This window comes from Corynebacterium sp. zg-331 (assembly GCF_014267345.1).
In the GTDB taxonomy this organism is placed as follows: domain Bacteria; phylum Actinomycetota; class Actinomycetes; order Mycobacteriales; family Mycobacteriaceae; genus Corynebacterium.
Window position 1 is genome coordinate 585,040 of the sequence record NZ_JACMYD010000001.1, and the last position, 25,466, is coordinate 610,505.

23 protein-coding genes and 1 riboswitch are annotated in these 25,466 nt (G+C 64.4%); of the genes, 10 read left to right on the top strand and 13 right to left on the bottom strand.

What is annotated here, in order from left to right:
• The first annotated feature begins 1 nt into the window (after position 1).
• Both H7347_RS02865 and H7347_RS02870 read left to right on the top strand, forming a co-directional pair.
• Positions 2-379 (top strand): metal-sulfur cluster assembly factor, encoded by a 378-nt coding sequence (locus H7347_RS02865; protein WP_222129902.1) that lies wholly within the window; start codon positions 2-4, stop codon positions 377-379.
• A gap of 23 nt (positions 380-402) precedes the next feature.
• Positions 403-2,034: an ABC-F family ATP-binding cassette domain-containing protein gene (locus H7347_RS02870; RefSeq protein WP_186337159.1), complete on the top strand. Its 1,632-nt coding sequence runs from the start codon at positions 403-405 to the stop codon at positions 2,032-2,034.
• Between the two features lie 263 nt (positions 2,035-2,297).
• Here H7347_RS02870 and H7347_RS02875 read toward each other — a convergent pair whose 3' ends face one another.
• The 4 genes from H7347_RS02875 to H7347_RS02890 form a co-directional block, all read right to left on the bottom strand.
• On the bottom strand, positions 2,298-3,485 hold the full coding sequence (locus H7347_RS02875; RefSeq protein WP_152821029.1) for a type II toxin-antitoxin system HipA family toxin: 1,188 nt from the start codon (positions 3,483-3,485) through the stop codon (positions 2,298-2,300).
• Positions 3,482-3,712, bottom strand: coding sequence for a helix-turn-helix domain-containing protein (locus tag H7347_RS02880; RefSeq protein WP_152821031.1), 231 nt, complete (start codon positions 3,710-3,712; stop codon positions 3,482-3,484). Before H7347_RS02880 ends, H7347_RS02875 begins: the two co-directional genes overlap by 4 nt.
• A 597-nt stretch (positions 3,713-4,309) precedes the next feature.
• Positions 4,310-6,658, bottom strand: coding sequence for a 5-methyltetrahydropteroyltriglutamate--homocysteine S-methyltransferase (gene metE / locus H7347_RS02885; RefSeq protein ID WP_152821033.1), 2,349 nt, complete (start codon positions 6,656-6,658; stop codon positions 4,310-4,312).
• Positions 6,659-6,681: 23 nt separating this feature from the next.
• Positions 6,682-7,749: a methylenetetrahydrofolate reductase gene (locus H7347_RS02890; RefSeq protein ID WP_152821035.1), complete on the bottom strand. Its 1,068-nt coding sequence runs from the start codon at positions 7,747-7,749 to the stop codon at positions 6,682-6,684.
• A 6-nt stretch (positions 7,750-7,755) separates the two neighbouring features.
• A riboswitch (SAM riboswitch) is annotated at positions 7,756-7,847 on the bottom strand.
• A 277-nt stretch (positions 7,848-8,124) separates the two neighbouring features.
• Here H7347_RS02890 and H7347_RS02895 point away from each other — a divergent pair.
• Both H7347_RS02895 and H7347_RS02900 read left to right on the top strand, forming a co-directional pair.
• Positions 8,125-8,961, top strand: a complete 837-nt coding sequence (locus tag H7347_RS02895) for a GDSL-type esterase/lipase family protein (protein WP_152821037.1) — start codon at positions 8,125-8,127, stop codon at positions 8,959-8,961.
• A gap of 11 nt (positions 8,962-8,972) precedes the next feature.
• Positions 8,973-10,631, top strand: coding sequence for an AMP-binding protein (locus H7347_RS02900; RefSeq protein WP_227658946.1), 1,659 nt, complete (start codon positions 8,973-8,975; stop codon positions 10,629-10,631).
• Here H7347_RS02900 and H7347_RS02905 read toward each other — a convergent pair.
• Genes H7347_RS02905 through can form a run of 5 tightly spaced genes read right to left on the bottom strand, consistent with a single transcriptional unit; the run spans position 10,628 to position 16,472 of the window.
• The gene (locus H7347_RS02905; protein WP_186337160.1) at positions 10,628-11,992 is read right to left on the bottom strand and encodes a PFL family protein; all 1,365 of its coding nucleotides are present in this window, start codon (positions 11,990-11,992) and stop codon (positions 10,628-10,630) included. The two genes, H7347_RS02900 and H7347_RS02905, sit on opposite strands and share 4 nt — an antisense overlap.
• 10 nt (positions 11,993-12,002) lie before the next feature.
• Positions 12,003-12,272, bottom strand: coding sequence for an ACT domain-containing protein (locus tag H7347_RS02910; protein ID WP_152821040.1), 270 nt, complete (start codon positions 12,270-12,272; stop codon positions 12,003-12,005).
• Positions 12,257-13,030 (bottom strand): glutamine amidotransferase, encoded by a 774-nt coding sequence (locus tag H7347_RS02915; RefSeq protein ID WP_152821042.1) that lies wholly within the window; start codon positions 13,028-13,030, stop codon positions 12,257-12,259. Before H7347_RS02915 ends, H7347_RS02910 begins: the two co-directional genes overlap by 16 nt.
• Before the next feature lie 49 nt (positions 13,031-13,079).
• On the bottom strand, positions 13,080-13,640 hold the full coding sequence (locus H7347_RS02920) for a TetR/AcrR family transcriptional regulator (RefSeq protein WP_186337161.1): 561 nt from the start codon (positions 13,638-13,640) through the stop codon (positions 13,080-13,082).
• Positions 13,641-13,649: 9 nt separating this feature from the next.
• The gene (gene can, locus H7347_RS02925; protein ID WP_370513892.1) at positions 13,650-16,472 is read right to left on the bottom strand and encodes an aconitate hydratase; all 2,823 of its coding nucleotides are present in this window, start codon (positions 16,470-16,472) and stop codon (positions 13,650-13,652) included.
• 235 nt (positions 16,473-16,707) lie between these two features.
• On the opposite strand from can, the gene H7347_RS02930 reads away from it, so the two are divergent.
• From H7347_RS02930 to H7347_RS02940, 3 genes are all read left to right on the top strand, one after another.
• The gene (locus H7347_RS02930; RefSeq protein ID WP_152821046.1) at positions 16,708-17,187 is read left to right on the top strand and encodes a DUF6676 family protein; all 480 of its coding nucleotides are present in this window, start codon (positions 16,708-16,710) and stop codon (positions 17,185-17,187) included.
• A gap of 438 nt (positions 17,188-17,625) precedes the next feature.
• Positions 17,626-19,335: a DIP1281 family NlpC/P60 protein gene (locus H7347_RS02935; protein ID WP_152821354.1), complete on the top strand. Its 1,710-nt coding sequence runs from the start codon at positions 17,626-17,628 to the stop codon at positions 19,333-19,335.
• 39 nt (positions 19,336-19,374) lie between these two features.
• On the top strand, positions 19,375-20,448 hold the full coding sequence (locus tag H7347_RS02940; RefSeq protein WP_152821048.1) for a ferrochelatase: 1,074 nt from the start codon (positions 19,375-19,377) through the stop codon (positions 20,446-20,448).
• Here the strand turns inward: H7347_RS02940 and H7347_RS02945 are convergent.
• The gene (locus H7347_RS02945; RefSeq protein WP_152821050.1) at positions 20,412-21,122 is read right to left on the bottom strand and encodes a hypothetical protein; all 711 of its coding nucleotides are present in this window, start codon (positions 21,120-21,122) and stop codon (positions 20,412-20,414) included. The genes H7347_RS02940 and H7347_RS02945 overlap by 37 nt on opposite strands.
• Positions 21,123-21,144: 22 nt before the next feature.
• On the opposite strand from H7347_RS02945, the gene H7347_RS02950 reads away from it, so the two are divergent.
• The 3 genes from H7347_RS02950 to H7347_RS02960 are packed head-to-tail and all read left to right on the top strand — an operon-like array spanning position 21,145 to position 23,575.
• Positions 21,145-21,981 carry a DUF3097 domain-containing protein gene (locus H7347_RS02950; RefSeq protein ID WP_152821052.1) on the top strand — a complete coding sequence of 279 codons (837 nt, stop codon included), beginning with the start codon at positions 21,145-21,147 and terminating at the stop codon, positions 21,979-21,981.
• 26 nt (positions 21,982-22,007) lie between these two features.
• Positions 22,008-22,439, top strand: a complete 432-nt coding sequence (locus tag H7347_RS02955; RefSeq protein WP_186337162.1) for an NfeD family protein — start codon at positions 22,008-22,010, stop codon at positions 22,437-22,439.
• A complete protein-coding gene (locus H7347_RS02960) occupies positions 22,439-23,575 on the top strand; it encodes an SPFH domain-containing protein (protein ID WP_152821054.1) in 1,137 nt (378 codons plus the stop codon). The genes H7347_RS02955 and H7347_RS02960 overlap by 1 nt, the downstream gene beginning before the upstream one ends.
• Here H7347_RS02960 and H7347_RS02965 read toward each other — a convergent pair.
• From H7347_RS02965 to H7347_RS02975, 3 genes are read right to left on the bottom strand one after another with little or no spacing between them, the layout of a single operon-like run.
• Complete coding sequence (locus H7347_RS02965) at positions 23,572-24,114, bottom strand: MarR family transcriptional regulator (RefSeq protein ID WP_152821056.1); 543 nt, start codon at positions 24,112-24,114, stop codon at positions 23,572-23,574. The two genes, H7347_RS02960 and H7347_RS02965, sit on opposite strands and share 4 nt — an antisense overlap.
• Before the next feature lie 26 nt (positions 24,115-24,140).
• Positions 24,141-24,860, bottom strand: coding sequence for a TVP38/TMEM64 family protein (locus H7347_RS02970; protein WP_370513893.1), 720 nt, complete (start codon positions 24,858-24,860; stop codon positions 24,141-24,143).
• Entirely contained in the window at positions 24,830-25,435 is a 606-nt protein-coding gene (locus H7347_RS02975; protein ID WP_152821058.1) for a GNAT family N-acetyltransferase, read from the bottom strand. Before H7347_RS02975 ends, H7347_RS02970 begins: the two co-directional genes overlap by 31 nt.
• Between the last annotated feature and the right edge of the window lie 31 nt (positions 25,436-25,466).

Here is a 25,466-nt window from a genome sequence, read left to right on the forward strand (position 1 = left end):
TATGACGAATCCATTGGAGTTGCCCGAGCGCCCGGAGCAGACGGAGCAGGACGCCGCGGACGCCTCGACGGTCGAGGAGTACCTGCGCGACGTGATCGACCCGGAGCTGGGCATCAACGTGGTGGATCTGGGACTGGTCTACGACATCTGGATGGATCGCCCCGCCGAGGGAGTCAAGCGAGCCGTGGTGAACATGACCCTGACGTCCCCCGCGTGCCCACTCACCGACATGCTGGAGGATCAGTCCGAGGCTGCGGTGGTGGGCGGCGGTGCGGCCGACGAACTCCAGATCAATTGGGTGTGGATGCCCCCGTGGGGACCCCACATGATCACGGAAGAGGGTCGCGAACAACTCCGCGCCCTGGGATTCTCTGTCTAGGCGGATTGATACACTGCTTCCTTGTGATTGTCACCAATGATCTGGAAGTGCGCGTCGGCGCCCGCACCCTTTTGACGGCCCCTGGCCAGCATCTTCGGGTGCAGGCCGGGGATCGCATCGGGTTGGTGGGACGCAACGGCGCGGGCAAGACCACCACCATGCGCATCCTGGCGGGGGAGACCCAGCCCTACGGTGGCTCGGTGACGGTCTCCGGGGAGGTGGGCTACCTGCCGCAGGACTCCCGCGAGGGCAATATCGAGCAGACCGCTCGGGATCGCGTGCTCTCCTCACGGGGCCTCGACAGCATCCGCGCCTCGATGCTGCACCAACAGCGCATCATGGAGACTACCAACGACGACGTCGCCCGGGATAAGGCCATCCACAAGTACTCCCGGCTGGAGGAGCGCTATCACTCCCTGGGCGGTTACGAGGCCGATTCCGAGGCCGCGCAGATCTGCGATAATCTGGGGCTTCCCGCCCGCATCCTGGATCAGCCGCTGCACACGCTCTCCGGCGGGCAGCGTCGTCGCGTGGAGTTGGCCCAGATCCTCTTCGCCGCTACCGCCGGTTCGGGCAAATCCGCCACCACGCTGCTGCTCGACGAACCCACCAACCACCTCGACGCAGACTCCATCGGCTGGTTGCGCGGCTTTCTGCGCAAGCACGAGGGCGGGCTCATCATGATCTCCCACGACGTCGAGCTCCTCGACGACGTATGCAATAAGATCTGGTATCTCGACGCCGTGCGCGCGGAGGCCGACGTCTACAACATGGGTTTTCGCAAGTACCAGGACGCCCGCGCCCTCGATGAGGCCCGCCGACGCCGCGAGCGCGCCAACGCGGAAAAACGCGCCTCCGCGTTGCGCACCCAGGCCGAAAAGCTCGGGGCCAAGGCCACCAAGGCCAGGGCCGCCAAGCAGATGGCCGCCCGCGCGGATCGCATGATGGATGCCCTCGACGAGGTGCGCGTGGCCGATAAGGTGGCTCACATTTCCTTCCCGGAACCCGCTCCCTGCGGCAAGACGCCGATGTTTGCCAAGGGATTAACCAAGATGTATGGCTCCCTGGAGGTCTTCGCCGGCATCGACCTCGCCATCGACCGGGGTTCCCGGGTGGTGGTATTGGGGTTCAACGGCGCGGGCAAAACCACCCTGCTCAAGCTCCTGGCGGGGGTGGAGCGCACGGACGGGGAGGGCGGCATCGTCTCCGGTCACGGCCTCAAAGTGGGATACTTTGCCCAGGAGCACGACACCATCGACCCCGATAAAACAGTGTGGCAGAACACCATCGACGCCTGCCCGGAGGCCGGGGAACAGGATCTGCGCGGGCTGCTCGGCGCCTTCATGTTCGCCGGAGACAAGCTCGATCAACCCGCGGGCACCCTTTCCGGCGGTGAAAAGACCCGCCTGGCGCTGGCCGCGCTGGTCTCGTCCCGGGCCAATGTGCTCCTTCTCGACGAGCCCACCAACAACCTCGACCCCATATCCCGAGAGCAGGTGCTCGATGCCCTGCGATCCTACACCGGCGCCGTGGTGCTAGTCACTCATGATCCGGGTGCCGTGCGCGCCCTGGAACCGGAACGCGTGATCGTGCTTCCCGACGGCACAGAGGATCTGTGGGGTGACGAGTACATGGAAATCGTGGAATTGGCATAAAAATTTCGCCAAACGCAGGTATGTCCTCCAGAAGACCTCTAGGGTGAGCGGCACGTCATCATTCCAGCAAGAGGAGCGCACAACCCGTGCAGCTCTATATCCCGACGGCGTGTGGATCTCCTTGGAAAAGGACATGGTCGTTGATTCCTAGTAAGGCCGGAGCTGCCCAAGATTTCCTTAGGGTATAAATTTCCTATCCTCGCTGGAAGGGGTAGTGGCCCGTCATCCCCGGCATGACGCAGGGCCCGCAGGCGGAAGTGGGATCATTCCCACGCTCTACGCCGGGAGCGCAATATCCGCGTGAGATCGCGCGCTCGGCGAGGATCGAAGGAACACGCCGCGATGATTCTCTCAGCGTAATTCTCGGTGGCAGATACGGCCTTTTGTGCTACTGCCTCACCCACGGGAGCCGGAAGTCCTACCTCCATGCAATAAGATAAAAATTTCTTTTTGCTCAGACCCACCGAGCTTCCCGCCACGGGCAGGGCCAGGGAGTGATCCCCATACGGCGCGGTGGTGGGGATATCGTAGATGGGAGCCACCTCAAATCCCTTTCCGCGATCCACCACGGAGATATTTTTAGCGTGAAGGTCACCATTGCCCGTCAGCCAGGCGAATGCTAACTGTGCGGCAAGAGAACGCAAAGCCAAAAGAGGGGAGCGGCAGACCCCCGCCACTGCGAGGGTGAGTTCCTCGAAGTCCACCGAGTATTTATCGGCCGGGTAGATTCCCATGATTTGAGCCGCGTCCTCGACCGGATAACGCGCGCCGCGCTCTCGATCAAACCTTCCCACCAACAGGCCGCTGCGCCCATGTACATCTCGTACCACCTCGGCGCGAGCAACAGGAAGGCGCAGCCTGGCCGCCATGATACGAGCGCAGGCCAGGGATTCCGCCTCATTTTCCACCAACATGGGATATTCGGGTGGCGATATTTTCAAGATCGCATCAGAGGCACCACCGCCAGCAGAGGTAGGAATGGCAATCGTGCGAGCCGAGGCCTTATCCTGCACTCCCGCGAGTGAAACAGGATCGGGGATACCTGCTTCGGTGAGCACATGACTAAAATCCAGTTCCCGTGCGGACATATCCACGGCGGGAGTAACGGTTTTCCTTTCTTTTCCTTCGGGGAAAAGGGAGATATTTCCCACCAGATCGGCGCCGACCGGAAGCAGGAGAGACAATTCATCATCGGCCGAGGTTTTGATGGATCGCCGCAAGGCACTCAGCCTGCGTCCCTCGGGCAGGAGCCCCGCGAAAAAGGGCGGAACCGCACCTGCCGGACTGATGACCGGACCACCGTCGAGGACGAGAGTGGTCGCTACCGGTCTCCCGGAATAATCGTCGCGGTAGCGAAACTCCGTACCGATGGGAGTTCGAGTCAGGGTAGCGGCAGCGGTAGCGTCGACGTACACGGTTGCCGCATCGACCAGTCGCGGATCGTATGTCATGGCTTACCACTTCGAAGCGCCGGAGGCACATGCTCCTTGAGGCTGAGGTCAAACCCCAGCACGCCAACCACGGCGATAAGTTTATCCAGTCGGATGCCGGGTTTGCCCGTTTCGAGATCACGCACGAATCGCTCCGAAACCTGCGCCAGTTGCGCCAGCTCCAGTTGGCGTAACTGGAGCTCCCTGCGACGCTCGCGAGCCAGTTCCCCAATCTCGCGTGGGGTCATGCCGCCTCCCTTCAAAACCGGCACGATCGCGCCGTTTCTTCCTTGCTCGAGATATTAGCGCAGGTCGCTACGGAGAACAAAGAAAAACCGGTACGATCGCACCTATTTTTCTTCGTCACCCGCGCGCCATCCTGGGCGGGGTGTTCTTGCATGAACAACGTCGTGACCAGCCTAGCCCAGGCCTAAGCCCCGGATAATGAAGGTGGAAGAGCCACCGCGCCACCAGCCCTCATCGAGAAGTGTGACGCATAAGAAGCCGAAAAAGAAACCCCACCGATGTGCACTGCCTACCCCGGACATGGGTGGTGCCCACGAAGATGCCCTGGAGGCGGCGCACGAGCAGCAAAAGAACCACCGCGAGGTCACCCACCGCGCCCATCGTGGGCAGAATCGCCATCGGCGGGGGTACGGGGCACATCATCGCGATGGCGATGCGCACCGATCGGTGATTCGGCCAAAGAGCTATAGCCCTCAGGACGCATGAGAAAACCGCAACGAAGACGGGGGTGTTTTCAGGGATACCAACGAGCGTCCATGCTCGCCCCTCCCCACGAGGGAGAGACGATCATCACCACAGACTCCCAGCCGCACGGCGACCTAACTGCTGAGGCGTCCGCGCACGAGGGTGGTGGCCTCCACCAGGTTACGCAGGGTAGCCGAGGTCTCCTCCCAGCCGCGGGTCTTCAGACCGCAGTCCGGGTTTACCCACACCTGCTGCGGATCGAGCGCATCCACGGCTACTCCCAGTAGCTCGGTAATCTCCTCGGTGGAGGGCACGCGCGCGGAATGAATGTCCCACACACCGGGCCCCAGGCCCCGGTGGAAACCGTGCTCGGCCACCGCAGGCAACACCTTGAGCTTGGAACGAGAGGCCTCGATGGAGGTCACGTCCGCATCCAGGCGGTCGATGGCATCGACGATGGTCGCGAAGTCCGAGTAACACAGATGGGTGTGGATACTCGTGGCGGGGGCGGCACCGGCGGTGGCCAGGCGGAAGGCCCCCACGGACCACCGCAGATAGTCCTCACGATCCTCCTCCCGCAGCGGCAACAGCTCGCGGATGGCGGGCTCGTCCACCTGGATCACCTTGATTCCAGCGGCCTCCAGGTCACCCACCTCGGCCCGCAGCGCCAGGCCGAGCTGATCGGCCACCTCGCCCCAAGGAATGTCCTCGCGGACAAAGGACCAGGCCATGATGGTCACGGGGCCAGTGAGCATTCCCTTGACCGGACGCTCACTCAGCGATTGCGCATAGCGCGACCATTCCACGGTGATCGCCCGGGGGCGCGTCACGTCGCCCCAGAGAATCGAGGGACGCGTGCACCGCGAGCCATAGGACTGCACCCAGCCGTGCGCGGTGGTGGCAAAGCCCTCAAAGTTTTCGGCGAAATACTGCACCATGTCGTTGCGCTCGGCCTCGCCATGGACCAGCACATCCAGCCCGATCTCCTCTTGTACGGCGATCACCTCGGCGATTTCCTTCTTCATCGCCGCCTCGTAGGCGTGATCGTCGATCTTGCCGCTGCGGTGCTCGGCGCGGGCTCGACGAATCTCGTCGGTCTGCGGGAAGGAGCCGATGGTGGTGGTGGGCAGCACCGGCAGCCCCAGGGCGGCGGCCTGCGCCTCGTGACGCTCGGCGGCGTCTCCACGCGTGCGCTGTTCCTCGGTCACCGCGGAGGTGGCCTCGCGCACCTCGCGTTTTTCCACGCCGGGGTGGGCCGCCCGTGCTGCCGCCGCTGCACGAGCCTGCGTCAGCTCCTCGGCGATGGCCTCGTCGCCCTCGGCCAGGCCGCGGGCCAGCACCGCCACCTCGCGAACCTTCTGATCCGCGAAGGAAAGCCAGGAGCGCAGCTGCTCATCGAGCTGGGTCTCGCGCTCGGCATCGTGCGGAACGTGCTGAAGGGAGGTAGAGGTGGTCACCGCCACCGAGACATCCTTGCCCAGGCCGGACTGGATCGCGCGCAGCGTACCGAGTGCGGCGTCAAGATCGGCGCGCCAAATGTTGCGCCCGGAGACCACGCCCACTCCCAGGGTCTTGCCCACCAGGGCAGTGGCCCAGCGGTCCAGCTCGGCGGTGCCCGGGACGAGCCCGCGGACGACATCGATGATCACGGCCTGCACGTCGGTCTGCGCGAGGACGTCCACGGCGTCGAAGGCATGCCCATAGGTCAGCGCCACGGCCAGCTGTGGTGCTTCCGGTGTAGCCAGGGTCGTGTAAGCGCGACGCAGCGCATCGAGCAGGGCCGCGCGCTCCTGGGGGGTGCGATGACGGTCGGTGACTAGGGCCGGCTCATCGAGCTGCACCCACGGCACCCCGGCCTCCTTGAGGGCGCTCAGGTACTGTGCGTACACCGCCAGCAGATCGTCGAGTCGATCGAGCGGGTTGTACCCCTCCGGAGCCTCCTCGCTGGCTTTGGCCAGCGCCAGGAACGTCACGGGGCCCACCAGCACGGGGCGCACCTGCGCACCCAGGCGGCGGGCGGCACCCACCCGGGGGGAACCCAGCCACGTAAAGGCGGTCTCCGGGCCGATCTCTGGCACGAGGTAGTGGTAATTGGAATCAAACCACTTGGTCAGCTCCAGCGCCGGGCGATCTCCCTGGCCGCGCGCCACCGTGAACTGGGCACGCAGCGCCTCCTCCGACTCCGGCGTATCGACCTGCGCCCGGAGCACCTCGCGCTCCGCAGCGAAGCGACCGGGCAGCGCCCCGGTAGCAATGGTGATATCGAGCACCTGATCGTAGTAGCTGAAGTCCTCCGGGATTCCGGCCTCCTGGGTCAGCCCCAGCTCCGCCAGCCGATGCGTGCGCGCGGCACGCAGCTCCTCGGCGGTCTCGGCTGGGTTACCACCGCGGCCAGACCAGAAGGATTCCAGGGCTCGCTTGAGCTCCCGATTGGCACCGATGCGCGGGTACCCCAGCACGGTCGCGGAAGGAAAGTGAGTCATGATTGTCGCCTTTCTGTGAGAGTTCAGTAATAGTTGGGGGTCATGCGGCGCAGGGCGAGGGATACAAGCTCCGTATCCACGTGAGGGTCGCCGGGGGTGCGTGCCCCCGTGGTCCTGCCCAGATACCCCGAGGCCCGGAGGTACTCCAGGATGTCCAGCGTGGGACGGGGACGGTTGAAGGTATAAAGATGAATCCCCGGGGCGCCAGCCTCGAGCACTCCGCCGATGAGATCGACGGTGGCGCCCAGAGTGTCGCGCACCAGGCGCTCCGGGCTAGTGGCCTGGGAAAAAATCCGCTCGATGCGCTCTGGCACGGCAATGCCCGCCAGTTTTTCCATCGTGCGCAGGCGGTTGAGGTCGTGCAGGGGCATGATACCGGGAACGATGGGCAGCCTTGACCCCACCATGCTGAGTTCCCGGACCATAGAGGCATAGTCCTCGGGCGAGTAAAACACCTGCGTGATGGCGTAATCCGCACCCGCCCGTTCCTTTTCCACCAGCGCGGCGATGTCATTGGCGCGGGCCTGCCCTCCGGTGGCGGGATAGGCCGCCACCGCGATGGACACGTAATCCTCCGGACGCGCGGCGGTGGCTGCACCCGCCCCGTTATAGCCACGCCCCACCCCGAGGGGAAGTTCTTCGGCGGCGATCTCACGGATCAGCCGCACCAGGTCCACGGCGCGAGTGGGCCCGCCCCGCGGGGGTTGATAGTGCGGATCACCGCCCGGGGGATCCCCGCGTAGCGCCAGAAAATCCCGGATCCCGGCCCGCAGCAGCAGGCGCACGAGGAGGGTCAGTTCTTCGCGCGTGGAACCCAGGCAAGTCAGGTGCGCGACGGCGGGCAAATCTCGGTGACGATCCAGGACGTTGAGAAGTACCTGAACAGAGCGATCGCGGGTATCGGTACTCTTGCCAGCCGCGCCGTAGGTGACGGAAACGTAATCGGGCGCGGTATCGATGAGCCGCCCGATCCCGGCCCACACCCCGGATCCCCGGGAGGGGTTACGGGGTGGATAAAGTTCGAAGGACACCGTGGGGGTATCCGTTCTCACACCGGGGCGATACCCGATGTACAAGTGTGCGGTAGACATGGCTGCTCCCTATCGAACCTGGCTGTAGCACCCTTCCAGGGCTCTGGGGGTTGCTGCGGCGTCGTAGAGCCGGGTCTCTCGGCCGCTCTGAATAGGTTGTTGTCCACCCTAGAATACAAGACAGACCGTGCGGTATGCTTTGCGGAAATTTTCACCATCGGCGCAGCTCACAGCGTGAAAATAAATCGCATGCAGGTACTCCGCTCACCCCACGGGTAACGGCGAGGGCCAGCGCAGCGATGTGCAGGACGGACCAGGGCACGCCAGATTTTGAAAGCAAAATAACACTAGCGCTAGGATGACTCCCCGACCCCTTATTAACACCAGTAACATCTACCCCGTACATATCACTTCCGATCCGCAAGGAAAGCACCCATGAGTATTCGTTCCCTATGCCAGCGCACCACCGTCCTGGCGGCTTCCGCCGCGCTCGCGCTGGGGCTCGCCTCCGCACCGGCCCTCGCCTCGCCCAACGCCCTCGTCGGCTTCGGCGATTCCGTCATGGCCAATCCCCGCGCACTGGATCACCTCTCCGCGGGCCTTCCCATCCCGGAAGGGCACAAGCCCAACGTCCATAACAACTGCGCCACGGATCCCAACGGCATGGTCAAGCAGGTGGCACGGATCAAGGGAATGGAAGCGCGAGACTACTCCTGCCCGGGTGCCTCCGTCACCACCGGCGGCAAGCGAATCTCCGCGCAGATCGACGACGCGATCAGCCAGGGGGCGCTGGACGGCCAGACCCGCGAGGTTATGATCCAGATCGGCTTTAACGACACCTACCTCAACCTTGCCGACCGCAAGAGCCCGGAGGATATTCACCGCTCCTTCGTGGCCGCCCTGACCCCGCAGATCCACCGCATTCGCCAGGCCGCGCCGCAGGCAGAGATCAAGGTCGTGGGCTACCCCTCCATCTCCGACAACACGGGTACCTGCCTGATCCAGCTGGGCAACAACATCCATTCCTTCGAGGGCGTCCCCTTGACCGCCGACTTGGAGAATATGGCCGAGGCCATGAACCGCGACGCCGCCGCCCAGGCCGGGGTAGGCTACATCGACCTGCGCGCCGCATCCCAAGGACACGGCATGTGCGCCCCGGATGGGCAGCGCTGGTTCGGGGCCGCCATCGATTTTGGCCAGCCGCGCAACGTCCCCGTGCACATGACCGACCTGGGAGTAGCCAAGGCCTCTGAGATCATCGCCGCCAACTAGAGGGGTACTTTATGTCCGCTTTTTTCCGCATGGAACAACCCGTAGCCCTGCCCATCCCGCTGGGGGAACAGATCCGATCTTTCGCCCACGCCGTGCCCCACATCGTGCGCGCGGGAATCCTCAGCGTCCGCGGGCCCAAGGACCTCACCAACTGGGCGCGCTGCTACGCCCGCTGGGGTTTCTCCGTGGGGACCTTCCTCGATACGGCGGCACAATACTGCCCCCAGCGCACCGCCATCATCGACGATATCGGCACCATCACCTACGCCGAGTTGCATCGCCAGACCCTCCGATTAGCCGCCGCGCTGCAAAGCAAGGGAGTGGAGCAGGGCTCCCAGGTGGCAATCATCGCTCGCAATAGCCGCGTGACCCCCATGACCCTGGCGGCCTGCACGTACCTAGGTGCGGTACCGATGATCATTAATCCGGGTTCCTCCGCGCACCAGATCTCGCGCACCATCACCGATTACGGCGCGGCCGTGGTCATCGCGGACGCCGAGTTCATTCCGGCTCTCGAGATAGGCGACCTTCCCCTGATTACCGGGTACGGCGAGCACCCCGGCGCGATCAGTTTCCACGAAGCCATCGCCCAGGCCTCGGCACCGAATCTGCACTTTCGCCCCACCCCCGGCCCCACCGTCATCATGTCCTCGGGCACCACCGGCACGCCCAAGGGCGTGGTGCGCGGCGTACCCAAGTCCCCGGCTGTCGCCGCCAGTCTGCTGCCCAAGATCCCATGGCGGCGCGGCGGCGTGATCCAGATGACCTGCTCCACCTATCACGCCTGGGGCTGGCTCAACGTCAACCTGACCTTCGCCACCAAGTCCACCACGATCCTGCGGCGCACCTTCGATCCCCAGCAGGCCGTGGACGACTGCCTGCGCTACCGGGTCACCGGCATTTTATCCGCCGCGGTATTCTTGCGCGATCTAGAACGCACCCTGGCCGCGCAGCCCGCGGACAAACTGCGGAACCTGCGCCCACCAGAGTTCATCGCCTCCTCGGGCAACGCTATTCCTCCCACTTTGATCCAGGATCTCCACGCCCGCTTCGGACCCGTGGTATGCAACTTCTACGGTTCCACCGAACACGGCCCCGTGGCCTCCGCCAGCGGCCCGGAGCTGAGGGCTGATCCCACCCGCACCGGCACGGTGGCCCCCGGGGTGCGTATTGCCCTGTATAAGGAGGACGGAACCCTGGCTGGGCCGGGGGAGCGGGGCATCATCTATAGCGCCAACTCGGAATCAATGATCGGTTATCTCTCCAAGCGCGATGGCGTGGACGTGCGCGATAACATGCTCAGCACCGGAGACTTCGGCACCTTCGATTCCGAGGGTTTTCTCTACGTCCATGGACGCTGCGACGACATGGTGATCAAGGGCGGCGAGAACGTCTATCCTCGCGAGGTGGAGGACTTCCTCCTACGCCAGGAGGGCATCGACGATGTCTTTGTGCGCGGGGTACGCAACGATATCGTTGCCCGGCTCGATGCTTACATCGTGCGGGACAACACCGAGCGGGGCAAGGCGCTGACCGAGGAGACCGTACGCGAGCTGGTGCGCACTCACCTCGCTCAGCACAATATCCCGGACTACATCTGTTGGATGGACGCCCTGCCGCGCAACGACGCCGGCAAGGTGGTGCCCCGGCACCTTCCTCAGCCGGACTAGTTGCGGAAGCCGTGCACCGGCGCGGGGATAAAGCCCCCGCGTCGGATGAATTCGGCGGAGGAGACCGTATTGACGTCAATCACCGGGGCGTAACCCAGCAGGCCGCCGAAGTTCACCTCGTCGCCGGGCAGCGTCCCGGGAACCGGGATGACCCGCACGGCAGTGGTCTTATGGTTCATCACGCCGATGGCGGCTTCGTCGGCGATCACCGCGGAAATCGTCTCGGCGGGGGTATCGCCGGGAATGGCGATCATGTCCAGGCCCACCGAACAAATCGCCGTCATGGCCTCCAGCTTGTCGATGGAGATGGAGCCCGAACGCACCGCGTCGATCATACCTTTATCCTCGGACACCGGGATGAAGGAACCGGAGAGCCCACCCACCCTGGAGCAGGCCATCATGCCGCCCTTCTTGACCGCGTCGTTGAGCAGCGCCAGCGCCGCGGTGGTGCCGTGGGTGCCCACCTGAGCCAGGCCCATATTTTCCAAAATATGGGCCACGGAATCCCCCAGCTCCGCCGTGGGAGCCAGGGAGAGATCCACGATCCCGAAGGGAACGCCCAGGCGCTGGGCGGCCATCGCGCCCACCAGCTGTCCGGTGCGGGTGATTTTGAAGGCCGCCTTCTTGATCTCCTCGGCCACCTCATCCAGGCTGGCCCCCTCCAGCCCACTCAGCGCGCGATCCACCACCCCGGGGCCGGAAACTCCCACGGAGATGACGCAATCCGGCTCCTCGACGCCGTGAAAGGCCCCCGCCATGAAGGGATTATCGCCCACCGCGTTGGCAAAAACCACCAGCTTCGCGCAGGCGATCGCGGCTTCCTGCGCCGTGGCGTGGGCTGCCTCCTTGATGACCTCGCCCAGATCCCGCACCGCATCCATGTTGATGCCCGCGCGCGAGGAGGCCACGTTCACCGAGGAACACACCACCCGGGTCTGGCTCAGCGCCTCCGGGAGGGAGGCAATCAGGTGAGAATCGGCCGCCGTGGCCCCCTTCTCCACCAGCGCGGAGTAGCCGCCAATGAAATTGACCCCCACCTCCATGGCCGCTCGATCCAGCGCCCGTGCCAGGTCCGCCGGGCTACCCTCCAGGCCCCCACACAGCAGGGCCACGGGGGTCACACTCATGCGTTTATTCACGATGGGGATACCCAGCTCCGCCTCAATTCCCTCGCATACCTCCACTAGGCGAGCGGCCTGGGTGGTTACCCGGTCGTAGACGGCCTGCGCGGTCTCCGACATCGTGGAGCGGCGGCACTCCAGCAGGGAGATGCCCATGGTGACGGTGCGGATATCCAGTCGATACTTTTGGATCATCTCGATCGTGTCGAGCACGGATCCCGGGTTGAAACTCAGGCTCATGGCGCCACCCCTATATCTCATTGACCGCGCTAAAAAGCGCCTCCGACTGCACCCGGATGGTCAGGCACTGTTCCCGTTCCACCGCGGCCATCTCGTTTTGGATGGCGGCGATACCCCGGGTGGCTTCGTCGAACTCCACCCGCAGGATCATGGTGAACCAGCGATCCATGAGGGTCTGAGAAACGTCAAGGATATTAATGTTCTGGCGGGCCAGGGCCGAGGTCACCGCGGCGATGATGCCGGTGTGATCCTGGCCTGTCACGGTCATGATCGCATACATGCCTCCACAGTGTAATCGGCCGCTTCCTCGGGCTCCGTCGCCGCCCGGGCCCGGCAATAGCCCACAAAGTTGCGCAGGATCCGATGGGCGTGGCTGGTGTCGACGCCGCGCAGGGAGTCCACGATGGCCTCGAACTCCTCGTCGGGAAAATAGCCGTGATGGCGATAAAAATTCATGCGACGCGCCATGCCCTCCACGTCCATCTCCGGATGGAACTGTGTCGCCCAGGTGTGCGGTCCCACCCGCAGCGCCTGCACGAGGCAGGTGGGACCGCTGGCCACCACCGTTGCCCGCGGGGAGGGATCGATCACGCACTCCGTGTGGCCGGTCAATGCCTCGAAGGTGGTCGGCAGGGAGCCAAAGACCGGGTCCGTGCGGCCCGCGGCGGTGAGTTCTACCCGGCTGGCGCTGGTCTGCTCCGCGTACTCATGGCCGATACGCCCGCCAAGCACCTGAGCGATCAGCCCGGTGCCAAAGCAGGTGAAGAACACGGGGGTGGGGGAATCAAGGAGGGAGCTTAGCTCGCGCACCACCGCAACTTGCCACGCGCCGTACTGCGGGGTGCTCATATTCAGGGAGCTACCCCCCACAAAGATCCCGTCGTATCGAGACACGTCCCCCACCCGAAATCCCGCGGAATCGAAAATTCGGTGCTCCAACAACTCAGGACTGAGCCCCGTGGCCTGCACAAAATCCCGATACTCCGAGGCCGCCACGGCCTCGTTCTCCCGTAGGGAGAGCATCAGAAACAAAGACATACCGCTTAGTCTATATTAATCCGGGAAAAATATGAACCAAGCGGTCTATCTATTTCCGCACCGAGGCCTCCACTACATCGAGCATCCGGCTCAGCCCGGCCACGGGTTGACCCGAGGCCAGCTGCGAGATAAGGCCCTCCATCACTGTTTCCAGATAGATGATGAGAACCTCCACCGGGACATCAGTGCGCATGCGATCTTGTTCCGCATTGCGCTGCAGGCGCGTGCGCACCGCCTGATCCAGCACCTCCTGGTGCTGCTGCCAGCGAGCCCGAAAGGAAGGATCGGTGCGTAACATCCTTGCGATTTCCAGCCGGGTAGCCAACCAATCGTGCCGTTCCGGGTGATCGAGGATGTCCCGCATCACCTCCACCAGCCCCTCGGCGGCGACCACATCGGCCTGACGCTCCGCGTCCTGACGGGCGATAGCAAGGAAGAGCGATTCCTTATCACCGAAGTGATGAAAGATCGCTCCCCGCGACTTTCCGGTGGCCGCCTCCAGGCGGCGCACCGTTGCGCCCTCGTAGCCGAACTCCCCGAAGCACCTACGCGCTCCTTCGAGAATGTCGTGGCGGCGCCGCTCTAGCTCCGCTTCGCTAACGACGGGCACGATTCGGCGCTACTGGGCCTTGGCCATCGACCGCAGCACGTACTGCAGGATGCCGCCGTGGCGGTAGTAATCCGCCTCACCGGGGGTATCGATGCGCACCTTGGCGTCGAACTCGACCTTCTCACCGTTGTCCTTGGTGGCCGTGACGTGCACGGTCTCCGGAATGCCCGCAGACTCGTCGTTGAGCGCGGTGATACCGGTGATGTCAAAGACCTCCGTGCCGTCCAGGCCCAGGGACTCATGGGAGGATCCCTCGGGGAACTGCAACGGGATCACCCCCATGCCGATGAGGTTGGAGCGGTGGATGCGCTCGAAGGATTCCGTGATCACGGCGCGCACGCCCAGCAGGTTCGTGCCCTTGGCCGCCCAGTCGCGGGAGGAACCCGTGCCGTACTCCTTGCCGGCGATGACCACCAGCGGGGTGCCCGCGGCCTTGTAGTTCTGGCAGGCATCGAAGATGAAGGACTGCGGGCCGCCCTCCTGGGTGAAGTCACGGGTGTAACCGCCCTGGACGTCCACCAGCTGGTTCTGCAGGCGGATGTTGGCGAACGTGCCGCGCATCATCACCTCGTGGTTGCCGCGCCGCGAGCCCAGGGAGTTGTAGTCCTGGCGCTCCACGCCGCGGGAATCCAGGTACTGCGCGGCCGGGGTGCCCGGCTTGATGGCGGAGGCGGGGGAGATGTGGTCCGTGGTCACGGAATCGCCCAGCTTGGCCAGCACGCGGGCGCCGTGGATGTCCGCCACCGGGGCGGGCTCGGTGGGCATGCCGTCGAAGTAGGGCGCCTTGCGGATGTAGGTGGAGTCCTCGTCCCATTCGAAGGTCTTGCCGGTGGGCACGTCCAGGCTCTGCCACTGCTCGTCGCCCTTGAACACATCGGCGTAGTCCTCCACGTACATCTCGCGGGTGATGCACTCCGCGATGGTGGACTCGATCTCCTCCGTGGACGGCCAGATGTCCTTGAGAAACACGTCGTTGCCGTCCTGATCCCGCCCCAGGGGTTGAGTCTCGAAGTCAAAGTCCATCGTGCCCGCGATCGCGTAAGCGATGACCATGATGGGGGAAGCCAGGTAATTCATCTTCACGTCGGGGGAAATGCGCCCCTCGAAGTTACGGTTACCGGACAAAACCGCGGTGGCGGTGAGATCATGATCGTTGATGGCCTGAGAGACCTCCTCCGGCAGCGGGCCGGAGTTGCCGATGCAGGAGGTGCAACCGAATCCCGAGAGATAGAAGCCCAGGGCCTCCAGATCCTTCCAGAGATCGGCGCGCTTGAAGTAGCCGTCCACCACCTGAGAGCCAGGAGCACAGATGGTCTTGACCCAGGGCTTGGACGTGAGGCCCTTGGCGGCAGCCTTGCGGGCGATGAGACCGGCGCCCACCATCACTGACGGGTTAGAGGTGTTAGTACACGAGGTGATGGAGGCAATGGCGACCATGCCGTGATCCAGGGTGTAGTGCCCCCCGTTGGGGGACTGCACCACCACGGGCTTGGACTGACGGCCCTTGGCCCCCTCGGCCGCGGACTCGCCGTGGCCCCGCGGGGAGGAATTGTAGCCAGCCACCGGGGCATCGGCGGCGTCCTCCGCCTCGCCCTCGGCCGCCATGCGGGCGGCGGCGGGGGAGTCGTCCTGGCAGATGGGGTCGTCGGTAAAGGTGCCCAGCTGCTCGCGGAAGGTCTTCTTGGACTCCGTCAACAGGATGCGATCCTGGGGACGCTTCGGGCCCGCAATGGAGGGCACCACGGTGGACAGGTCCAGTTCCAGGTACTCGGAGTACTCCGCCTCGGGGGCGTCCTTCTCCAGCCACATGCCCTGTGCCTTGGCGTAGGCCTCCACGCGCTCGACCTGCTCCTCCGGGCGACCGGTCAAGCGCAGGTAATTGACGGTCTCCTCGTCGATCGGGAAGATCGCACAGGTGGAACCGAACTCGGGGGACATGTTGCCGATAGTGGCACGGTTGGCTAGCGGCACCGACTTGACGCCGTTGCCGTAGAACTCTACAAACTTCTGCACCACGCCGTGCTTGCGCAGCATATCGGTGATGGTCAGCACCACGTCGGTGGCCGTCACCCCCACGGGGATTTCACCGGTGAGCTTGAAGCCTACAACCTTGGGGATCAGCATGGAGACCGGCTGGCCGAGCATTGCGGCCTCGGCCTCGATGCCACCCACGCCCCAGCCCAGGATGCCCAGGCCGTTTTCCATCGTGGTGTGGGAGTCCGTGCCGATACAGGTGTCCGGGTAGGCCACACCCTCGTTGTCAAAGACCACGCGGGAGAGGTACTCGATGTTCACCTGATGCACGATGCCGGTTCCCGGGGGCACCACGCGGAAGTTGGAGAAGTTCTCCGAACCCCAGCGCAGGAACTGATAGCGCTCCTCGTTGCGCTGGTATTCGATCTCCACGTTTTTGGCCAGGGCCTCGGGGCCGCCGAAGGCCTCCACGATCACGGAGTGGTCGATCACCATCTCCGCCGGGTTGAGCGGATTGACCTGATCAGGGTCGCCGCCCAGGGCGGTCACGGCCTCGCGCATAGTAGCCAGATCCACCACGCAGGGCACACCGGTGAAGTCCTGCATGAGCACGCGGGCCGGGGTGAACTGGATTTCCGTGGAGGGCTCCGCCTTGGGATCCCAGTTCGCAATGGCGCGAATGTGCTCCTGCGTGACGTTCTTACCGTCCTCGGTACGCAGCAGGTTTTCGCCAAGCACCTTCAGGGAATAGGGCAGCTTGTCCATGCCCTCCACGGCGTCGAGAGCAAAGTAGTCGTATTCCTTGTCGCCAACCTTCAGCTTGCGCTTGGCGGCAAAGGAGTTCTTGCTTTCTATCACAGTGAGCTCCATTTCCTAACGGGTTGAGAGTCAAGACTCGTTGCCGGAGCCGGAGTCCAGCGTTTCCACGAGGCTTATTCACGAGTTTACTATCCGGTTCGCACCAGATTCCTCGTTTCTCAGCATCATAACAGTACGTGCGTTCTGTTGGTGAACTCCCACTCCACCCCCGAGACCACCCCTTCCGTATATAACTAGAGGGGGAATCCACCCCGGAAAGACCAAGGAGGCCCCGGTGATTCCCGATCAGATAGACCTCGCCGCTTTGAGTGCACAGCTCAACGAACAGGGCGTGGCCATCCATGGCAGGGGGAGCGATAACATCTCCTGGCGCAACGATCTTGCCTCCGCCATCGACGCGGCAGAAAGCACCGGCCGGGGCAGTTTTGGCCTCGCGGTCTTGGACTTCACCCCCGCCCACACCCCCGACCTTCGCGACATAGCCCAGGAGCTTCATCGGGCCGCCGGGCTCGACACCGTTATCGTCCGCGCGCCGAGCTCGGGAGCCACCGTCAGTTCGGTTTATTCCCGGCACGACATCGAGCGTGCTCAGGACGAATTCCTCGCGACAGCCAACTACACGACCGCCGTGCGGGAGTATCCCGAGCATCTTGCGGACGCCCCGATCCCCTGGATACCCCTGTCCCTCACGGCGCTCACCGCATGCCTGTTTACCCTCGCCTCCACCTATCTTCGATCAAGGCGGGAGAGTTGATCGTCAAGGATCGACACACCCCAACCCTCGATAGTGATGAAAATCATAAATTATGCCCGGTCGGCCGTTTCCGCTGGACAGCCGCCCCACCGGGTGCCGCAAACCCTCCCACCCCCTGGCGGACAATGCCATAGATGGGGCTCCTGCGAAAACAGTGACATACTGTTTTCCTATTGGCACACGGGTCGTGCGAGATGTTTTTTAAGTCATGGGACTTAAGAGGTGCATGTCGGGCAGCGTGGCGATAGAGGGCACGTGGGGAAGCCTGCCCGCATATCCACGCTCCCATTCGACAGTCAACTCACCCGACCCGCGTACCACCTCCGTGTCAGTAACGCTTTGCGGAAGCCGGTAAAGCTTCAAAACTTTACCTTCGCCTCCGAAGGGAGACTTGTAGTGGGAACCTCTGCGTCCACAAGCAGCACGTCGTTACGCCGCATGGTGCGGATTAGCGTGGCCACGGTCGTGTGCGCCTCCTCGCTGTGCGCAATCACGCCGGTTGTGGCCACGCCCTCCAACCCCAGCGACGTCGACCTAGAGCGCGCGCGACAGGCGCTGACCTCCGGTGCCGCCTCCGTATCCGAGCTCGCGGGTCAGGTCAGCTCCGCCCAGGAACGCCTCGCTCATCTGGAGCTATCCATGGGACAACTGCGCGAGGCCGTCAATAAGTCCCTCGTAGATCTCCACGACTCCCAGGTCACGGCGGAACACGCCCGCCAGGCCGCCGCTTCCGCCAAGACAGAACTGGGGCGCAGCCAGCAGGAACTCGACAAAGCGCAGGACATCCTCAACGAGATCTCGCGCACCGCCTACCGCCGCGGGGCCTCCAGCCCCCTGGGGGCGGTTTCCGGGAAGACCACCTCGGCAGAAGCGCTCGATCGCAGCACCTATCTTCGGACCAATTCCGACAAACAACGCCGGGCTATCGAGGAGCTTGACCGCGCCCGTACCGTGACCGCGAATCGGGAATCCGAACTGCGCAAGGCGCGCAACGTCGCCGAACGCCGCGAGGCCGAGGCCCAGCAGGCGCAACAATCCGCGCAGGCTGCCATCGAGGAGACCTCTCGTTCCCTAGAGCGCAGTACCCAGGAACACGAGCGGCTGCTCACCGAGCAACGATGGGCGCAACAGCGCCTCGATGCCGCCAAGAACAATGCCCAAAGCCTGCTCGACCAGCGTGAGGAATTCGAGCAGTATCAGGCGCGGGAGAAAGAACGGCGCGCCGCAGAGCAGGCTCGTCAGGCCGAGGCCGCGCGCAAAGAGGCACGCGAGGCGGCACAACGCGACGAACACCACCGCGCCGCGACAGCCGCCGCAGCCGCGGTGGCCAGCAAGCAGCCGGAGCACACCCGCCTGGATAATCCCTATCCGCAGAATGAGGATGCGCAGTCCACCGAGGTTGCGGAGATTCAGAACCCTCATTTCTCCGAGGACACCTCGGCCGAGGAAGCACCGGCGACCGCAGACGTCACCCCGGAGGCGTCTGCGACCGCTACCTCCGCCAGGGAGGTCACCCCGGAGATCACCCCTCGGGAGGAAAACGACTCCGAGGAGGAGCTGTCGGAGGCCAGCGCCACCGAGGAAACCGAGGCCGAAGAGACGGCGATGGAGGCGCCTCTCACGGAGGAGCCCGCAGCTCAGACCGCAACGGAGGAAACTGAGTCCGGCGAACCGAGTGCCACTGGCGCTGCGGAGCTATCCAGTTCCGAGACCACCGGGGCAGACTCCAGCAGCATCATCGAAACGGTGATCGCGAGGGCGATGTCCCAGGTCGGTCAGCCCTACGCCTGGGGCGGGGGTACTGCCAACGGGCCCAGCCAGGGAATCCGCGACGGCGGGGTGGCCGATTCTCACGGCGACTACAACAAGGTGGGCTTCGATTGCTCCGGCCTGACCCTCTATGCCTTTGCCGGGGCCGGCATTTCCCTGCCTCATTACACGGGATATCAATACCAAAGCGGCACACCGATCGACCCGAGCGACATGAAGCGCGGAGACCTGATCTTCTACGGTCCAACCGGCAATACCCACGTGGCCATCTATTTGGGTAACGGGCAGATGATCGAGGCACCGCAATCGGGTTCTTATGTTCAGGTCGTGCCCGTGCGCTGGGCGGGGATGAGCCCCCATGCTGTGCGCATAGTGTAGCTTTGCTCTGATTCTCGCCTAGCCCGTAGGCTTGAGACCATGAGCCTTGAGCAGCACTACGATGCCCTCCTCGTTCTTTCCTTCGGCGGTCCCGAGGGACCCGAGGAGGTCGTTCCATTTTTGGAAAACGTAACCCGAGGCCGCGGCATTCCGCGCGAACGCCTCAAGGTGGTGGGGGAGCATTACTTCCACTTCGACGGCGTCAGCCCCCTCAACCGGCTGAACAAGGAAATCATCGCCAACGTGGAACAGGAATTGCTTCACCGCGGCCTGGACCTTCCGGTCTACTTTGGCAACAGAAACTGGCATCCCTTTGGTGAAGACACCGCGCGACGCATGGCAGCCGATGGCGTGCGTAATGCCCTGGTCTTTAGCACCTCCGCCTGGGGGGGCTACTCCGGGTGCCGCCAATACGACGAGGACATCCAGCGGATTCGCCGGTGCCTCGCGGACGAGGGGCTCCCGGACATCACTTTCACCAAGTTGCGCCAGTTCTACAATCACCCCAAGTTCATCACCGCGATGGCCCAGGCCACCAAGGAATCGCACGCCCAATTCTCCCCCGAGGATCGACCTCGCACCATCTTCACGGCGCATTCCGTGCCGCTAAGCGCCAATAACGCCGCCGGCGGCCCCGAGGACGCCAGGCTCTACGAGCGACAGGTGGCTGAGGCCTCCCGCCTGGTGGCCGAGCAGGCGGGCATCGAGGAATATGACCTCGTATGGCAGTCCCGCTCGGGCAGCCCGGCAATCCCCTGGCTGGAACCGGATATTGTGGATCATGCCTCCGCTCTTCACGACGAACACGGCGTGAATAATATCGTGGTGTGCCCCATCGGGTTTATCTCCGATCACATGGAGGTGGTCTGGGACCTCGATACGGAATTGCGCCAGGCCACCGACGAGCGCGGCATGCACATGGAGCGCAGCCGCACGGCCGGGCCCACCGAACTCTTCACCCAGATGGTGGTGGATCTGATCGAAGAACACACCTCTGGGCGCGCCCCCGAGAGCATGGGAAAGGTCACCATCAACGGCTGCACCGTCAACGGCGCGGCCTGCCACGAAGGATGCTGTCAGCCCGCCACAAGGCCCATCTCCCGCACCGCGTAATCCACGGCCACCATCCGGGCCTCCCGGATGACCCGCCACAAGCTGGATAACTCGGTATCAAGGCTGTGATCCCGGCCCTGATCGAGGAGGGTCTCCACGATCGCGGCCACCCGATCCGCGCGTGCAATCAACTTCGCCGCCCGGCCTGGAGTGGAACCGGGAACCCCGGGGGTTTCGTAAAAATCATTCAGTCGTCCCACGCTGAGGCGCGGCTGGCGAAGGCGCTGGTGGCGATAGCCTTGGGCCTCGATGAGTTCCGCCGCACGCCTGGTCGCATCGGCCAGGCGCATATCGGCCTCGCCGGGGGAGAGGTGGAGCCCCGCCGGTACCTTCTCGACGATCCGACAGCGCCATTCTTCCTCCCCCGGCACCGCAATGAGCACGTGGTGACGGTGACCGTCGGCGTCCGGAACCACCAGCGCGCCGTATTCGTCGGCGGGCTCGGGTAATCCGCTGGGGTATCCGGGCCCAGCAAGCACCAGGCGCACGGCGGGTCCCTCGCTGCGAAGCGCCGCCGCGGCCCGCATCTCGCGCAGCGTATCGACGCGGTGAGGTTGGCGAAGATCACGCAGGGCGTCGATGAGCGCATCGGTGGCTTCGTGCCCGTAAAACCACGCCCCCCACCACAGGGCGGCGTGCTGAAGCGGGGAGTACACGTGCGGGCGGATAAGCATGATCCTAGTAGTGTAGGACATCATGGCGAGAAACGACTACGGCGACATTCTTTCCGGGCATTCCCGCAACCGGCGTCCCAGCTACCCAACCATGCCTGCTATGCCGGGCGAGGTGGTAGAGGTCCCCGCCCAGGACTTCGTAGGAGCCGTCATCGGCACCGAGCGCACCTACGACGGCGACTTCGTGCGCCTGGAGGATCGCCACGGCACGCAGCGCCTCTTCCATCTGCGCCCCGGGGCCTTTCTCCACGAGGGAAAGCGCGTGACACTCACGCGCTACGTTCCCCCACAGGTACCGCAACGCTCCAATTCCGGCTCCCGACGGGTGCACAACGTTCAGGCCAAGGTGGCCGCCCCCTCCCGCATCTGGGTAGAAGGCGTCCACGATGCCGCCATCGTGGAGCGGATTTGGGGTCACGACCTGCGCGTGGAGGGGGTGGTCGTGGAATACCTTGAGGGCCTGGATCATCTTCCCGACCGCCTGGCTTCCTTTGGGCCCGGGCCAGCAAGACGCGTGGGGGTGCTAGCCGACCACCTCGTGGAGGGGTCGAAGGAGACCCGACTCACGCGGCAGGTGGGTCCGCACGTGTTGGTCACCGGGCATCCCTACATCGACATCTGGGCCGCGGTCAAGCCCCAACGCCTGGGCATCCGCGCTTGGCCGGACATTCCTTATGGAGAGGACTGGAAGACCGGCGTCTGTCGCAGGCTGGGCTGGTCCGATCCCAAGGAAGGGTGGAGCCGCGTCTACAACGCGGTACGCTCCTTCCGCGACGTGGATTCCACCCTGATCGGCGCCGTAGAACGCCTGGTGGACTTTGTCACCACCCCGGAACTCACCAAATCCGATCTCCTCTAGACCCCGATTTCGGTAGGCTGGGTCGGGTGGAAATCATCGCGTGGTTCATCGCAGCCCTCGCCTTGGCGGGACTGGAGCTAGCGGTGGGGGAGTTTACCCTTCTCATGCTCAGCGGCGGGGCGCTGGCCGCCAGTGGAATCGCGCTGATCGGCGCGCCGTTGTGGGGCCAGGTTCTGGCCTTTGCACTCGTCTCCCTCGGACTCTTGTTTTTCGTCAAACCCCTGCTACGCCGCCGAATGCAGGTGCCACTGACCCTGGATACTTCCGCGGACGCCCTGGTGGGACACACCGCGGAGGTCATCGAGACCGTGCACGCGAGCGCCGGAGGGCAGGTCAGGCTCGATGGCAGCATCTGGTCTGCCACCTCCGATGATCCCCACGCCTCGTACAGCGAGGGCGAGCACGTCACCGTCATGCGCATCGACGGACCCACTGCCATCGTCTGGAAGGAAAAATAATGGAACCTGGATTCCTCGTTCTTCTTGTTCTCATCCTCTTCATCGCACTGCTTGTCATCAAGGCTATTGCGCTAATCCCACAGGGACAAGCCGCCGTGATCGAGCGCCTGGGCCGCTACACCCGCACCGTGGAGGGCGGTCTTACCTTCCTCGTACCCTTTCTCGACCGAGTGCGCGCCCGGGTGGACACCCGCGAACGCGTGGTCTCCTTCCCACCCCAGGCCGTGATCACCCAGGATAATCTCACCGTGGCCATCGACACGGTGGTCACCTTCCAGATCAACGACCCCGCTCGCGCCATCTACGGGGTAGACAATTACATCGTAGGCGTGGAGCAGATCTCCGTGGCCACACTGCGCGACGTGGTCGGCGGCATGACCCTGGAAGAAACCCTCACATCCCGCGAAGTCATCAACCGCCGCCTACGCGGGGAACTCGACGCCGCCACGACCAAGTGGGGGCTGCGCATCAGCCGAGTGGAACTCAAGGCCATCGATCCGCCGCCGTCGATCCAGCAGTCCATGGAGATGCAGATGAAAGCGGATCGAGAAAAGCGCGCCACAATCCTGAGCGCCGAAGGTCAGCGCGAATCCGATATCAAGACCGCCGAGGGCGAGAAGCAGGCCCGAATCCTGGCCGCCGAGGGAGAAAAGCACGCTGCGATCCTCGCTGCCGAGGCCGATCGCCAGGCCGAGATCCTGCGCGCCGAGGGCCGCCGCGCCGCCCGTTACCTGGAGGCCCAGGGCGAGGCACGCGCCATCCAGAAGATCAATGCCGCTATCAAGTCCGCCAAACTCACCCCGGAAGTATTGGCCTACCAGTACCTAGAAAAGCTGCCCAAGATGGCTGAAGGACAAGCCTCCACAATGTGGCTGGTGCCCTCCCAATTCGGCGACTCCCTTGAGCAATTTGCCCGCGCGATGGCAAAGAAGGACGACGAGGGCGTCTTCCGCTATGAGCCGCAGGCCGTCGATGCGGAGACCAAGGAGATGGCCGAGCCGGGGAACACCGATAACTGGTTCTCCACAGAATCCGATCCCGAGATCGCCGCGGCCGTGGCCGCCGCCAACGCGGTGGCAAACAAACCCGTCGACCCCTCCCTGGCCGAGCTCGTTGCGGAGGAGGAGCAGGGCTAACCCACCGCCCGGCGCAGCAGCGCAACGGCCAGGCCCCAACCCGCATTCTCCGCCTGCCATCCGGCGGCCTGTAGGCGCTGCGACATCGCCTGCTTGGAAATGCCTAACTCGGCGGCCGCCTCGTTCTGGCTCAGGCCGCCTCGCACCAAGGCGGTGGCCTGCCTGCCCTCCACCGTGCGCTTAGACAAGACCTGACCGAGCAGCGCAAAGACCGCCGCCACCTCTTCGGCGCCCCGCACCCCGGAAGCGGCCCCCACGCTCACGGTTCCCGAGCGTGCCGCCCGGCTGAGGCTGCCAGTCGCCTCGCGCGCGGCAGCCTCACCCAGGCCCACGCCGATGGCCCAATCACCGTCGGAGAGCAGGGCCATCACCACGTTACAAAGGGCCTCCGGGGTAGCGATATCTGCGCGAATATCCTCGACCCCCAACGACCGGAAAGGCCCCACCCCCTCGAGAGTCCCGAGCGCCTGCGCCGAGCGCTCCACCAAATCGGCGCGCCGGGTGGCACGCCCGCGATACCGGGCATGGAGGGCAAACATTCTTCACAGTTTAGTACGCGAATTGTCTAGGTCAAGGGCTTGACGGGCAGGCGGCGATCCAGCACTAATCCCACCAGGCCCAATAGCCCCAGGCAAGCCATAGCCCCGAGGAAACGGGCATCCGGAGTGCCGGTCAGGGAATCACCCAACAGGACGACCGCGAGGGTGCCCGGTGCCGAGCCCACCGCGGTGGCCAGGGCAAAAGCCGCCACGGGCACAGGCGAGAGCGCCGCGACGTAATTAAGCACGCTAAAGGGGATGCCCGCGATCAGCCTCAGCGACCCCACGGCCAACCAACCGCGCTGTTCCAAGCGCAGACTCCATCGCGCCATCGCGGGATGACGCAGTCGCGGGCGGATCCACTCGCCCAGCAGGCTCCGCACGAGCAACAACGAAACCACGGAGGAAGCCGTGGTGGCGCTCAGCGCCAAGGCCACGCCCCACCAGGGGCCGAAGAAAACCCCGGCGGCCAGGGTGAGCACCGTGCGGGGGAGAGGAAGCTGCGTGATCGCCACGTACAGGCACCAAAACAGCGCCGGAAACCCCGCACCCGCCCGCTCCGACCACCGGTGCAGGGTGCCGAGGCCCGGAACATCCAGCCAAAAAGTGAGCGCGCAGAAACACGCTAACGCCAGGGCAATGGCAAGGCGTCGCGGCCACGACCACCCACACACGGTCTGCCGCGCATCCTTGAAAAGGAGGGACAGGAAGTCCCTCACGATGCGGGCGGGGTCGGCGGCAACCACATGGCCAGTTCACTGGGGCCTTGTCCCCGATGGGGAAGCTCGCCGAGGGGCACAAAGCCGAACCTAGCGTAGAGCTGTGCCGAATGCGGGGTGGAGGCCTCCAGGTATACGGCCGTGTGGCCGGCCCGCTGCGTTCCTCGTCGCAGGAGCGCCGAGCCGACCCCCTTGCCCTGGGCTTCGGGGCGAACCGCCAGAGTGTAGAGATACCAGTGCGGGAACTTGGGCTGATACGTCCCGAGTTCGCGTTCCCGGCGATATCTCGTGATTACGTTGCGGCCAAAGATGGCGGCGTATCCCCGCGCGAGCCTTGTTCGCGCGAGAAGGCTCGCGGTAGCCCCGGGTGGCGACCACAAGGCCACACCCAGGATCGTCCCCTCCTCCTCGGCAACATCGATCGCGCCCGCGGGCTCGTAGTCCTGGGCGAGCTGAAGGTAAAAGAGGTCGCGCAACGCGCGCGGGGCCTCGACGGCAGCCAGGGGAGTGACGCGAGCGAAAGCGGGATCTGCAGCGAACGCGCCGGAAAGGATCTCCACCGCGGCGTCGCGGTCGCGCGGGCGATAGGGGCGAATGAGCATAAAACTCCTCAATATGCACACGACCCGCCAT